10 protein-coding genes are annotated in these 12,329 nt (G+C 66.8%); all 10 read right to left on the bottom strand.

Annotated features, from left to right (window positions below):
• Positions 1-20: 20 nt before the first annotated feature.
• On the bottom strand, positions 21-1,121 hold the full coding sequence (gene murG / locus GO707_RS04225) for an undecaprenyldiphospho-muramoylpentapeptide beta-N-acetylglucosaminyltransferase (RefSeq protein ID WP_114539916.1): 1,101 nt from the start codon (positions 1,119-1,121) through the stop codon (positions 21-23).
• Between the two features lie 4 nt (positions 1,122-1,125).
• A complete protein-coding gene (locus GO707_RS04230; RefSeq protein ID WP_232325586.1) occupies positions 1,126-2,472 on the bottom strand; it encodes an FtsW/RodA/SpoVE family cell cycle protein in 1,347 nt (448 codons plus the stop codon).
• A gap of 4 nt (positions 2,473-2,476) precedes the next feature.
• Positions 2,477-3,943 (bottom strand): UDP-N-acetylmuramoyl-L-alanine--D-glutamate ligase, encoded by a 1,467-nt coding sequence (murD, locus tag GO707_RS04235; protein WP_114539917.1) that lies wholly within the window; start codon positions 3,941-3,943, stop codon positions 2,477-2,479.
• Between the two features lie 20 nt (positions 3,944-3,963).
• Entirely contained in the window at positions 3,964-5,010 is a 1,047-nt protein-coding gene (mraY, locus tag GO707_RS04240; protein ID WP_114549109.1) for a phospho-N-acetylmuramoyl-pentapeptide-transferase, read from the bottom strand.
• Positions 5,010-6,512 (bottom strand): UDP-N-acetylmuramoyl-tripeptide--D-alanyl-D-alanine ligase, encoded by a 1,503-nt coding sequence (locus GO707_RS04245; RefSeq protein ID WP_335878756.1) that lies wholly within the window; start codon positions 6,510-6,512, stop codon positions 5,010-5,012. The genes mraY and GO707_RS04245 overlap by 1 nt, the downstream gene beginning before the upstream one ends.
• A gap of 15 nt (positions 6,513-6,527) precedes the next feature.
• Positions 6,528-8,018 carry a UDP-N-acetylmuramoyl-L-alanyl-D-glutamate--2,6-diaminopimelate ligase gene (locus GO707_RS04250; RefSeq protein WP_114539920.1) on the bottom strand — a complete coding sequence of 497 codons (1,491 nt, stop codon included), beginning with the start codon at positions 8,016-8,018 and terminating at the stop codon, positions 6,528-6,530.
• A gap of 15 nt (positions 8,019-8,033) precedes the next feature.
• Complete coding sequence (locus tag GO707_RS04255) at positions 8,034-9,941, bottom strand: peptidoglycan D,D-transpeptidase FtsI family protein (RefSeq protein WP_232325587.1); 1,908 nt, start codon at positions 9,939-9,941, stop codon at positions 8,034-8,036.
• Positions 9,942-9,945: 4 nt separating this feature from the next.
• Complete coding sequence (locus GO707_RS04260; protein ID WP_114539921.1) at positions 9,946-10,506, bottom strand: cell division protein FtsL; 561 nt, start codon at positions 10,504-10,506, stop codon at positions 9,946-9,948.
• A 105-nt stretch (positions 10,507-10,611) separates the two neighbouring features.
• Positions 10,612-11,568 carry a 16S rRNA (cytosine(1402)-N(4))-methyltransferase RsmH gene (gene rsmH / locus GO707_RS04265; RefSeq protein ID WP_114539922.1) on the bottom strand — a complete coding sequence of 319 codons (957 nt, stop codon included), beginning with the start codon at positions 11,566-11,568 and terminating at the stop codon, positions 10,612-10,614.
• 18 nt (positions 11,569-11,586) lie between these two features.
• Positions 11,587-12,063, bottom strand: coding sequence for a division/cell wall cluster transcriptional repressor MraZ (locus GO707_RS04270; RefSeq protein ID WP_022740289.1), 477 nt, complete (start codon positions 12,061-12,063; stop codon positions 11,587-11,589).
• Between the last annotated feature and the right edge of the window lie 266 nt (positions 12,064-12,329).

Consider the following 12,329-nt stretch of genomic DNA (forward strand, 5'->3'; position numbering starts at 1 on the left):
AATCCCGCTATTGTAAAGCATCAGCGCGCCGTGGCGACGCCGACCACAACATCTGCCAAGGCGGCCGCCGCCTCGCCGGTCTTCTGGGCCCGGGCCGCCGCGACCATGCCCTCGCGCACCGACGCGTCGTCGATGAGCGCGAAGAGCTTGGCTTTGAACTCGTCGCTTCCCAGCTCGTCGTCGGGCATCATGAACGCGGCGCCCGATTCCACCCACGCGCGGGCGTTGGTGGTCTGATGGTCCGCCGTGGCGAAGGGATAGGGCACGAGCAGGGCCGGAATGGCCAGCGCGGAAATCTCCGCAAGCGAGGTGGCCCCGGCGCGCGACACGATGGCGTCGGCCGCGGCCAAAGTCTCCCCCATGCGATCCTGGTAGCCCAGAAGGTGCCAGCGGCGCGCCTCGTCATCCGTGAGCGCCAGCGCCTCGGTCACCGCATCCAGCTCCTTGGGGCCCGTGATGTGCACGATGTGCAGATTCGGGCGCGCGAGCAGCTCGTCTTTCAGGGCGACGACGGCCTCGTTGATGTGGCGCGCGCCCAAAGACCCGCCGAAGACGAGCAGCATGAAATCATCCTCGGCAAGGTCGAACATCGCCCGGCCCGCGGCGCGATCGGCCTCGATGACCGAACGGCGCACGGGATTGCCCGTCACGGTGACCGGCGCGGCCGCGCCCAGGCTCTCCGCCGAGCACTCGTAGGTCACGCAGACGGCGTCAGCCCGCCGGGCCAGATACTTGTTTGCCATACCCGCCACGGAATTCTGCTCGTGCAGCACCACGGGCACGCCGGTCTTCTCGGCCGCTCGGGCCACGGGAATGCACACGTACCCGCCAAAACCCACGACGACGTCGGGCTTGATGTCGGCAAACCACTTTTTCGCCTTGCCCGTGGAGGCGGCGATCTTCGCCACGCCCTTCGCGAGGGAGGCCGGATGCGATCGGTCGAACCCTGAGGCCTCGAAGGCCGTGAACGGGATGCCGGCGGCGGGCACGAGGCGCGACTCCACCCCGCCGGGGGTGCCGGCGAAGCGCACGTCCCAGCCGCGGCTTACCAGCTCGTCGGCCAGAGCGAGGGCGGGGTTGATATGCCCGGCGGTGCCTCCGCCGGAAAGAACGGCCAGCATGAGCTTACCTCCTGTAATTGGAACGGTTAGATGGGCGCGCGGAGCGGGATCGGGCCGAAGCATCGATGCGACCGGATCCGCTACGACTCGAGGCGCCCGCGGAACGCGAGCGCAAAGACTCCCCCGACCGCGTTCGGCCCGACGGCGCAGGGGGCGCCGGCTCCCGGCGCACGAGGCGCAGATCGGCCCGGCGCTGCTCGTAGACGGACGGGGCGGCCGGCGCCGCGGACACGGAGAGCACGAGCCCCACCAAGATGAACGAGGCGATCATAGACGTGCCGCCCGAGGAGATGAAGGGCAGCGGCTTTCCCGTCGTGGGAAACACGCCGATGACGCAGGCGATGTTCAGAAACGCCTGGAACACGAGCATCACCGTGGCACCGCCGGCGATCATGGCACCGATGTCGTCGGCCGCCCGCTCGGCGATGGCGAGCCCCGCATACAGCACGCAAAAGAACAGCCCGATGACGAAGAGCGCCCCCACAAGCCCCAGCTCCTCGCCGATGACGGCGAAGATGAAGTCGCTCTCCGAGGCGAACAGGTACTGGAACTTCTCATGGGAATTGCCGAGCCCCACGCCGAAGATACCGCCCTCGGCCAGCGCGTAGTAGGAGCGGATGATGTTGTAGCCGGTGCCGTAGCCGCCCTCCCCGTCGTTCCACGGATCCATGAACACGAGGCGGTCGGAACGGTAGCCGGTGCCGAAGATGGCCACGAGACCGCCGAGCACGGCCACGCCCAGACAGGCGAAGATGACCCGGCGCGATACCCCGCCCATCCACATGACGGCGAGAATGCCCACGAAGCAGATGGCCGTAGTACCCAAATCGGACTGGGTGCGGTACATGAGCGCGATGGGGGCGATGATGAAGATGAGCGCGCGCACCATGGTGGCCCGGCTCTCCACGAGCCCCGCCCGCCAATCGACGACGAGGCGCACGGCCACCAGGATGAAGGCGATCTTGCAGAACTCCGAGGGCTGCAGCCCGACAGGCCCGATATAGAGCCAGCGCTGGGCGCCGTAATGGTCGGTGCCAGCGAGCCACACGGCGAAGATGAGCGCCACGGCCACGGCCCACACGGCCCATACAATCGGCCCCACCCAGAAGCGGTAGGGCACGACTTTCCACAAGAAGAGGGCGCAGGCCGCGCCAAAAGCCACATATAGGAGCTGGTCGGTGAAGAAGTCCGTCGCCGGCTTGCCGGCATCCAGCGCCTTCACCATGGAGGCGGAATACACCATGACGAGCCCCACCAGCACAAGCGCCAGCACACACAGAAGCAGCAGAACGCGAGGCCCCTGACTGGAGGGGCCCGCGGACGTCTCGCTATGTCGGGAGGAGCGGCTCAAAGGCCTAGGCCTTCCCGGCCCGGTCGGCCACGAGGCGCTTGAACACGTCGCCCCGCTCCTCGAAGCAGCTAAACTCGTCGAAGGAGGCGCAGGCCGGCGAGAGCACGACCACGTCCCCGTCCTCGGCGATGGAAAGAGCCGCATCGAGCGCCTCCTCCATCGTGCCGGCGGAGAGCACTGGGGAGACCCCCGAGCCCGCGAAAGCCGCCAGGAACCGCTCGCGGGCCTCGCCGAAGCAGACCACGGCCCGGGCGTTCTCTTCGCAGGCCGCCACGAGCGGGGCCAAATCGGTGCCCTTGTCGCGGCCGCCGAGCAGCACGATGGGGCGCGTCGGCAGAAAGGCGGTGAGCGCCACCAGCGTGGCGTCCACGTTGGTGGCCTTCGAATCGTTGTAGCAGGCCACGCCGTCCACGAGCCCTGCCGGCTCGATGCGATGCTCCAGGGGGCGGAAGGTGAGCAGACCCTCGCCCACCGCCGTGTCCGTGGCGCCCAGTACGAGCGCGCATGCGGCGGCGGCCAGGGCGTTCTGTTGGTTGTGGCCGCCCTTGATCTGGAGATCGTCCACGAAAACGAGGTCGGAGACGCGGCCGTCCCACGCCACGACGAGCTGACCGCCGTCGCCGCGGAAGGCGGCGGCGCCAGTGCCGCAGGTGGCGCGCATGTCGGCGCCGAGACCGGAGGCGCCCCCGATAGGGATGTAACGGAAGGGAACGCCGCCTCGGGCCCGCAGCTCGCGGATCTTCGCGCGCACGGCGTCGTCGCAGGCATCGAGCACGGCCACACCGCCGCTGACGCCCAGATTGGCGAGCACCTTCCACTTGGCCGCGGCGTAGGCCTCAAGGCTGCCATGCCAGGAAAGATGATCCGGCGTGATGTTGAGCACCACGGCCACATCCGGCGCGAACAGGCGCGTCGAGGCCAGCTGGTAGCTGGAGGTCTCCGCCACGTACACGTCGGTGTTCCCGGCGGCCACCGCATCGATGCAAGTCTCGCCGATGTTGCCCACGGCGGCCGCGTTCATGCCCGCCTCCCGCAGCAAATGGCAGGTGAGCGCGGTCGTAGTGGTCTTGCCGTTGGTGCCAGTGATGGCGACCCACTTCGAGGAAGCGTCGCTCTCGCGCCAGGCGAATTCCACCTCGCTGATCACCTCGGCGGAGGCCGCAGCGGCGCTCCGATAGAACGGGGAGTTCTCGGAAATGCCGGGGCTCGCGATGCACAAATCGTAGGCGCCTTCGATGGTCTCGTGGTCGAAGAGCACCACGGCCCCGCGCTCGCGGGCGCCCTCGGCCCAGACCAGCGCCGCCTCGCCCGGCGCGCCGGCGGCCACGGCCAGCGTCTCCACGCGGCTGCCCAGCGCATCCAAGCAGTACTCCGCCGCCGCTGTGCCCGACTTTCCCAGCCCTAAGATAAGCACGCGCCCGAGGTTCTTCGGGGCGTGTTTCTTGCCGGCGATCATCTCCACGTTTTCCATGCCTTCCCTAGCCATTGCCTCTACGCCCCCAGCGTCGTCGCGAAGTACAGCACAAAGCCGCAGGCGGCCAGCATGCCCGAAACGATCCAGAAGCGCACGACCACCTTCGTCTCCGACCAGCCCTTCTTCTCGAAATGATGGTGCAGAGGCGCCATGAGGAAGATGCGCTTTTTGGTCTTTTTGTAGTAGAACACCTGGATCATGACCGAGAGCGCCTCGGCCACGAACAGGCCGCCGATGATGATGACGACGAACTCCGTCTTGGTCACCACGGCGAGGCACCCGAGCGCCATGCCGAGGGCGAGCGAGCCGGTGTCGCCCATGAAGATGTCGGCGGGATGCGAGTTGAACCAAAGGAAGCCGATGCAGGCGCCGGCGAGCGCCCCGGCGAACAGGGCCGGCTCAAGCACGCCCGCGCGGAAGGCGATGGCGGCCATGACGAGCATGACCACCATGACCGTGCCCGCGGCCAAACCGTCAAGCCCGTCGGTGAGGTTCACGGCGTTGCAGAGCCCCACGAGCAGGATAAGGCAGTAGATAAGGTAGAGCCAGGGAATGGCGATGCCGTCGCCCACGGGCACCACCGTGGTGAGCACGCCCAAATCGAGGGTGGCCACAAACGGGATCTCCACGGTGGGCTTGATACCGAGCAGGTTCACCGCCACCAGCACGAAAACGGCGGCGATGAGAAACTGGCCGATCAGCTTCGCCTTGGGCGTGAGCCCAAGCGATCGCTCGTGGGCCACCTTCGAAGCATCATCGATGAGCCCGAGGATACCGGTGGCCACCGTGGCGCCGAGCAGAAGCCACAGCTCCGCGGTAGGGGCGCCCACCGAGGCGAGCAAGGTGAAGACGATGACGGCGATGAGCATGATGACGCCGCCCATAGTGGGGGTTCCCTGCTTCACCAGATGGCTCTGGGGGCCGTCGGCGCGCACCTGCTGGCCGATGTGGCTCGTCTTCAGAAAGCGGATCCAGGCGGGCATGAGCACCATGGTGATCACCATGGCGATGGCCACGCCGAGGAAGATCATGAACGTGGGGTAGGCGGAGAACAGAGAGAACATCAGTTGACCAATCCTTCGACGATACGGGTAAGGCCCGTGAAGTGCGAGGCCTTCACGAGCACGGCGTCGCCCGGCTCGAGCAGCGCGTCCAGCTCCTCCAGCACGTCGGCGACGGTGTCGGCGCGGCTGATGCGCGCCGCGTCCATGCCGGCAGCCTCGGCGCCTGCGGCGATATGCCGCGCCAGCTCGCCGATGCAGATGAGCTTATCGAGATGGTGCGAGGCAGCGGCGGCGCCGACGCCCTCGTGGCAGGCGGGGGCGAAGCTGCCGAGCTCGCCCATGTCGCCGAGCACGGCGATGCGCCGGCCGGCCACGTCCGTGGCGGCGAAGGTCGCGAGCGAGGCGCGCATGGAATCGGGGCTCGCGTTGTAGGCGTCGTTGATGACCGTGAAGCCGCCGCGGGCGGCGATGACCTCCTGGCGGCCCGGCTCGGGCACCGACGCTCCCAGCGCGGCGGCGATGGTGGCCAAATCGAGCCCCAAGGCGAAGCCCACCGAGGCGGCGGCGCAGGCGTTGTCCACGTTGTGGGCGCCGGTGAGGGAGAGCGCGCAGGGCACGCGTTCCACGGTGGCGAACAGGGCGCCGTCGTCGTGGTCGGCGGCATCGCGGGCGCACAGGGTGAAGCGGGGGCGGCCCTCGGCGTCCAGCGACACGTCCTCGGCCCAGACCGCCTGATCGCAAGCGGCGCTCTCGCGCTCGAGCGCCCCGCGGAGGGCCGCATCGGGATGCCCGGCGAAGCCTGAGAGGGCCACAGAGCGCTCGGACAGGCGTCCGCGCTCGGCCATAAAGGCGGCGAAGTCGTCGTCCAGGTTGGCGAAGGCGCGGCCCACACCGGCGGGCAGGGCCTCGAAGAGCTCGGACTTGGCCCGGGCGATGTTCTCCCGACTGCCCAGAAGCTCGATGTGGCTCTCGCCCACGTTGGTGATAAGGCCCCACACCGGCCGCACGAAATCGCACAGCTCGGCAATTTGCCCGCGGCCGCGCATGCCCATCTCAACGACGACCACGGCCGTCTCCGGATCGGCGTTGAGCAATGTGCGGGGAACGCCCAGCTCGTTGTTCTGATTGGCCTTGGTGGCCACCACGCTGCCGTAGGCGGCGCACACGTCCCGGGTGAGGTTCTTGGTGGTGGTTTTGCCCACCGAGCCGGTCAGCCCGATGACGCGGCCCCGCAAATGGGAGCGCCAGGCCCGGGCCAGGTCGGTGATGGCCGAGGCGGTGTTGGGCACCTCGATGATGGCGGCCCCCAGCTCCCGGGCCAAAAGAGCGCAGGATTGCGAGGGGCCATCGGTGACCAGCGCGCCCGCGGCGCCGGCGCGCAGGGCGGCCTCCACGAACGCGTGGCCGTCGACGCGCTCGCCGGGCAGGGCCACGTAGAGCCAGCCCGGGCGCACTTCCCGCGAATCCCAGGTGATGCCCGTCATGAGGGCGCTGGCGTCGATGGGGTCTACAAGGAACTGGCCGCCGGTGTATGCTGCGATTTGTTTTGCGTTGAGGCGCACGCCGAGTCCTTTCGCCTAGTCCGAACACGCACCGCCGAAGGCGCGCTCCAACTCCTCAGCCGCCACAACGCGGTCGTCGAAGGAGAGCACTTCATCGCCCACGAGCTGGTAGTCCTCATGGCCCTTGCCGGCCACGAGAATGGCATCGCCCGGGCGTGCGAGCGCGATGGCGGCCGCGATGGCACTACGGCGGTCGGGCTCCACGGTGAAGCGCTCGGCGTCTTCCATACCCGCCACGATATCGGCGATGATGGCATCGGGCTCCTCGTGGCGCGGGTTGTCGCTCGTCACCACGGCGTAGTCGGCGGCCAGCGCCGCAGCTCCCATGATGGGGCGCTTGGTGGCATCGCGGTTGCCGCCGCAGCCGAAGACGACGATGGTGCGTCCGTGTGAGAGCTCCTTGATAGAGGCGATGGCCTTGGTGAGCGCGTCGGGGGTGTGGGCGTAATCCACGTACACCGACACCGGCGCGTCCACCGCAGGGCGCACGCGCTCCAGGCGGCCGGGAACCGCCGGCATGGTGGCCAGGGCCTCGGCGATGATCTGGGCGGGAATCCCTAAGGCCAACGCGCAGCCGAAGGCCGTCATGACGTTCTCCACGTTGAAGCGCCCCACGAGCGGGTACTCCACCGCGATGCGCGTCCCGCGCACCTCGAGCACCGCCTTGGTGCGGGCGGCCTCGTAGGTGACCTCCACCGGATGGATCTGGGCGGAGACGTCGAAGCCCGTGGTGATGACCTCGTCGCCGGCGGCGGTGCAGCGGCGCAGAAGCTCGCGCCCCCAGGAGCCGTCGATGGAGATGACGCGGCGGGCCGGGTAGTCCTTCGAGAACAGAAGCGCCTTGGCCTCGAAGTAGTCGTCGAAGGTGTGGTGGTAGTCCAGGTGGTCCTGGGTGAGGTTCGTGAACGCCGTCACGGCGAAGTCGGTGTCCCAGGTACGGCGCAGATCGAGCGCGTGCGAGCTCACCTCCATGGCCACCACCGTGCAGCCCGCGTCGCGCATCCGCGCGAACAGCTTCTGCAGGTCGGGCGACTCCGGCGTGGTGCGCTCGGCGTGCTCCATGGCGCCGGCGATCTTGTTGCCCACGGTGCCGATGACGCCGCAGCGGTTGCCGGCCACACTCGCGATGTGCTCCACCAGATAGGTCGTGGTGGTCTTGCCGTTGGTGCCCGTGATGCCCACGAGCGAGAAGGCGCGGGAGGGGTTGTCGTAGTAGTTCGCCGAGGCGTAGGCCATGGCCTTGCGCGAGTCGGAGACGACGACCTCGGTGACATCGGTGGCGTCGGCCAGGTACACCTTGCGCTCGGCCACCAGCGAGGTGGCCCCACGGTCGATGGCGTCCTGGGCGAAGGAGTGGCCGTCGACGACGGTGCCGACGATGCAAAAGAACATATCGTTCGGGCGAACCTCGTCGCTGCGGAACGCCAGCCCTGCCACCTCCTCGTTCCCGTTGCCGATGATGGTGCAATCCATCCCTTGGAAGAGCTCTGAGCAGGTCTTGGTCATAACGGTATCGTTCCTCTAATTCGACGGCATCGAAGTAATGTTGTACTGCTTGACAGCGTTCTCCATTATATCGTTGAAGATCTGCGTGGTCTGGCGCATGGCGTAAACCTCGTTGGCTCCTACAAAACAAACTAAATTGCTTGACGAGTTGTCAATGAAGCCGCAGAAGCCGATGTTGTAGACTTCCTTCTTGTATCCGCCCTCTTCCGAGGCGATTTCCGCTGTGGACGTCTTGCCGCAGACCTCGTAGCCCTCGATGTCGGCGGCGGCTCCCGTGCCGTCGGTGACTACCGAGCGCAGCATCGAGCGCATATCGGCGAGCACCGTTTCGTCGACGCCCGTCTCCTCGCTTTCCCATTCGGCCACGTCCCCGCTCTGGGGCTTCGAGATGAGGAAGTGCGGGGTCACGAGCGTCCCATCGTTGGCGATGGCGCTGTAGAAGCGCGCCATCTGCAGCGGCGTCACCGCGATGCCCTGGCCGAAGCTCACGTTGTAGCCCGTGATCTTGGCCCAGTTGTCGAAGTCGAGCACGTTGCCGGCCGCCTCGCCGGGATAGTCCACGCCGGTGGATTCGGTGAAGTGGAAGCGCTTGATGTTGTCGTAGAGCTTGTCGAAACCCGCCTGTTCCGTGGCCAGCGAGATGCCCACGTTCGACGAGTGATTCAGGATCTCGCGCAGCGAGTAGGTCTCGCCGTCGCGCTCGTGGGAGTCGGACACGTCGTAGTCGTCGGCGGAGATGGAGCTCGGGCAGAACATGGTGTCCTCGGGGCCCATCGTCCCCTGCTCCAGGATGGTGAGCGCCGAGACGGACTTGAAGGTGGAACCGGGCTCGTAGGCCTGGGTGATGGCCTTCACCGATTCGCTACCCACCTGCGACGAGGACATGTCGGCCGGGTTCATGTAGGGCAACGAGCACGCGGCGTAAATCTCGCCGGTGGCGGCATCCATGACGATGGACGAGCCCTCCTCGGTCTCCAGATCCTTCACGCCCTCGGCGAGCGCCTGTTCCACGGTGTCCTGCAGCTTGATGTCGAGGGAGACCATGATGTCCTGGCCGTTGACGGCCGGCGTCTCCTCCTTCACACCGCCAGGAATGGGGAATCCCTGCTCGCCGCGCTCGGCGGTGTAGGTGCCCGGCGTGCCGGAGAGGATGTCGTTGTATTGCAGCTCGAGGCCGGTGATGCCCTCGCCGTCGACGTTGCAGTAGCCGATAACCTGGCCGCCGATGGCGCCGTTGGGGTACTCGCGGCGGGTGTCGGCGATGAAGTAGACGCCGTCGAGCTTGAGTTCTTTGACCTTATCGGCCACATCGACGTCGGCTTGGCGCTTGATGTAGACGAAGGTGGTGGAAGGGGTGGACAGAAGCTCGCGGTAGTCGGCCGCATCTCCCCCGAGCACCGAGGCCAGAGACGCCGCCTCGGCCGCCGCATCGGTCACCTCCACGGGGTTCGCGTAGATGGTGGTGGCCTCCACCGAGGTGGCCAGCACGATGCCGTTGCGGTCGTAGATGGTGCCGCGGCGCGGCGTCGTCTCGAAACTGACCGTGCGGGACTCCTCGGCCATGGCCGAGTACTGATCCGATACGATGACCTGCAGAAACACCAAGCGCAGGAAGAACACGGCCGCTATGGCCGCGAAAACCAGCAGCAGCACCTTGGCGCGCCCGGAGACCGTCGGCATGGCCGCGTCGATGGCGGCGCCCACGCCGGCGCGGGCCGGGCGAGGGGCGCCCGCGCGCCCCGAGGGGCGGCTGGACCGGTTGCCGCCTGCAAAGCCGCGACCCCGCGAGGAGGCCGAGGCCCGGGCCGTGCGCGAGGAGGCGCGCCGGGGCTCGTCGAAGGAGCGTCCGCGGACGCGCCCGGTGCGCGAGGCATCGGCACGGCCGCCGCGGCCGCTTTTGTCGGGGTAGCGGTAGCGTTCCATGGGATTAGAGCCCCTTCATGCGCGCCACCGACTCCGACAGCGACAGGCTGCCGGCGCCATCGGTGGCGACGATATCGGGAGACAGCGTGATCTGCTCGCTGCACTCGGGGGCCGGGGCCGCCATGCCGAGGGCCGTGGCCTGGGCCTTGATGCGCGAGGGGTTCGCCAGCACGCTCTGGGACACCTCCAGCTCGTTGCCCTCGGCCCGGGCGGTCTCGATGCTCGTCTGCAGCGAGCGCGTCTCCAGCGCGCAGGAAGCGGCGGCCGAGGTGATGGCCACGCGGGCCATGGCGATGAGCGCTATGACGATGCAGATGACGGCGCAGGCCTTCGCCAGGGAAAGCGCCGCCGCCGAGATGCCCTCGCTCTGGGCGCGGCGACCGGCACCGGGCACCACCGAGATGGAGGGCGCCTCCTCGAAGGAGAGCTCCTCGGCCAGAGACGAGGAGACGTAGCGGGCGCCGCGGTAGCCGGAGGCAGCGCCGGCGCGTCCGGCGGAGGAGCGCCCATAAGAGACGCGGTCGGTGCGGGGGCGCGACGTGCGCGAGTATGATGCGGCGCTCATCTTGGCCCTCCTCACTCATTCTGCGGCTCAAGCGTCCATTAAGGCTTAACAAGCCCGATGACAGCGTCCTCGGGCTTGCTTTTGTTCTCTTGTCGGGCGACTCCCCTAGCGCTTGCGCGCCACGCGCAGCTTGGCACTGCGCGAGCGGGGGTTCCGCTCGATTTCCTCCGCGCTGGGCAGCAGAGGCTTGCGGGTGATAAGGTCGAGTACCGGCTGCTTTCCGCACACGCACACCGGGATGTCCGGCGGGCAGGTGCATCGGTTCGCGAAATCCGCGAACATGTCCTTCACGATGCGGTCTTCCAAAGAGTGGTAGCTGATCACCGCGATGATGCCGCCCGGATTGAGCCAGCGTACCGCCGCGTCAAGGCCGCGACGCAGAACGGTCAGCTCCGAGTTGACTTCAATCCGAAGGGCTTGGAAGGTGCGCTTGGCGGGATGTCCCCCCGCGCGCCTCGCCGAGGCGGGTATAGCCGCCTTGATCACATCGACCAGCTGACCACTCTCGGTTATCGGAGCGTCCGCCCGCGCCTTCACGATGAAGTCCGCGATGCGGCTCGCCCACTTCTCGTCCGAGTAACTGCGAATGATCCGAGTGAGATCTGCTGCGTTGTAAGTATTGACGATCTCTTCTGCGGTTAGAGTTTGTTTCCCCGGATCCATCCGCATGTCGAGGGGGCCGTTCTCCTTGAAGGAGAAGCCACGTGATTGCGTGTCTATCTGCACCGATGAGACGCCCAGGTCGAACAGTATCGCGTCGATGCCGGGGATCTCGCAACTCGCGAGCAGCTCATCGAGGTCGCCGAAGTTGCCGCGCAGAAGCGCGAGCTCGGGACGATCGCCCGCAGGTATCGACTCCAGCTTCGCGGCGGCCTCAGTGAGCGCCACCTCGTCCTGGTCGATGCCGATAAGCAGGCCGCCGGCGCCCAATTGCTTGGCCGCCTCGAAGGAGTGCCCCGCGAAGCCGAGCGTGGCGTCCACGAACACCGGATGATCCGGAAGGTCGAGGGCGTCGATGCATTCGGTGAGAAGAACGGGTATGTGCCGGTATTCGCTTGTCACGGTTCGCTCGCTTTCCGCCTAGCTGTAGAACAGCCCCAGATCGACTTCGTCGCTCATGGCCTTGAAGCGGTCGGCGTCCCAGATCTCGAAGCGGCCCGTGTTGCCCACGACCACGACTTCCTTGTCGATGCCGACGGCGGCGCGCACTTCCGGGGACAGCATGATGCGCCCCGAGGCGTCCACCTCGACATCGCGGGCGCGGCTCTTCAGCACGCGGCGAAGCTTGACGTGCTCGCGGTCGGACTCCTTGTACTCGCCGAACCGATCGATGAACAGCTTCTCGACCCATTCGTTGAAATCGGGCGTCTCGAACACGTACACGCACTCGTTGGTCAGCTCCGGCGTCACCACGAGATCTTTGGAAAGAACCTTGCGGAACTTCGCGGGAAGGGCCATGCGACCTTTGCCGTCAACCTTGAAATGGAACTCGCCGTTGAGATCTACCCCATGTTGGGGCAGCTCGCTTGTCCCTTCGGTGTCGGCGGTGGCGGCCACGTGTTCCTTTCCGTGCTGCGTTTTGAGGGAGATTTGATTTCGTTTGGAGTGCGTTTCGAAATCCCGCTCGGTCGTTTTCCACAGCACGCATATTACCCCACAATGCCCCACTTCGCAACATTTTCTCCCACTTTTGCCCTATTTTCACCCCACTTGTCATCCTCAAGATATGGAAGGGTAACCGAAGGAAAATGCGAGCATTTCCCATATCTTGTATTCGTATTGAGGTATTGCGCACAATGGCCACTAGATATGCCCGACTCATG

The organism is Adlercreutzia rubneri (genome assembly GCF_009755265.1).
In the GTDB taxonomy this organism is placed as follows: domain Bacteria; phylum Actinomycetota; class Coriobacteriia; order Coriobacteriales; family Eggerthellaceae; genus Adlercreutzia; species Adlercreutzia rubneri.

Excerpts from the sequence above, each read along its gene's own strand:
- GO707_RS04250 (WP_114539920.1), bottom strand. The coding sequence starts at position 8,018 with ATGACCAAGACCTGCTCAGAGCTCTTCCAAGGGATGGATTGCACCATC.
- mraY (WP_114549109.1), bottom strand. The coding sequence starts at position 5,010 with ATGTTCTCTCTGTTCTCCGCCTACCCCACGTTCATGATCTTCCTCGGC.
- GO707_RS04260 (WP_114539921.1), bottom strand. The coding sequence starts at position 10,506 with ATGAGCGCCGCATCATACTCGCGCACGTCGCGCCCCCGCACCGACCGC.
- murD (WP_114539917.1), bottom strand. The coding sequence starts at position 3,943 with ATGGAAAACGTGGAGATGATCGCCGGCAAGAAACACGCCCCGAAGAAC.
- GO707_RS04255 (WP_232325587.1), bottom strand. The coding sequence starts at position 9,941 with ATGGAACGCTACCGCTACCCCGACAAAAGCGGCCGCGGCGGCCGTGCC.
- murG (WP_114539916.1), bottom strand. The coding sequence starts at position 1,121 with ATGCTGGCCGTTCTTTCCGGCGGAGGCACCGCCGGGCATATCAACCCC.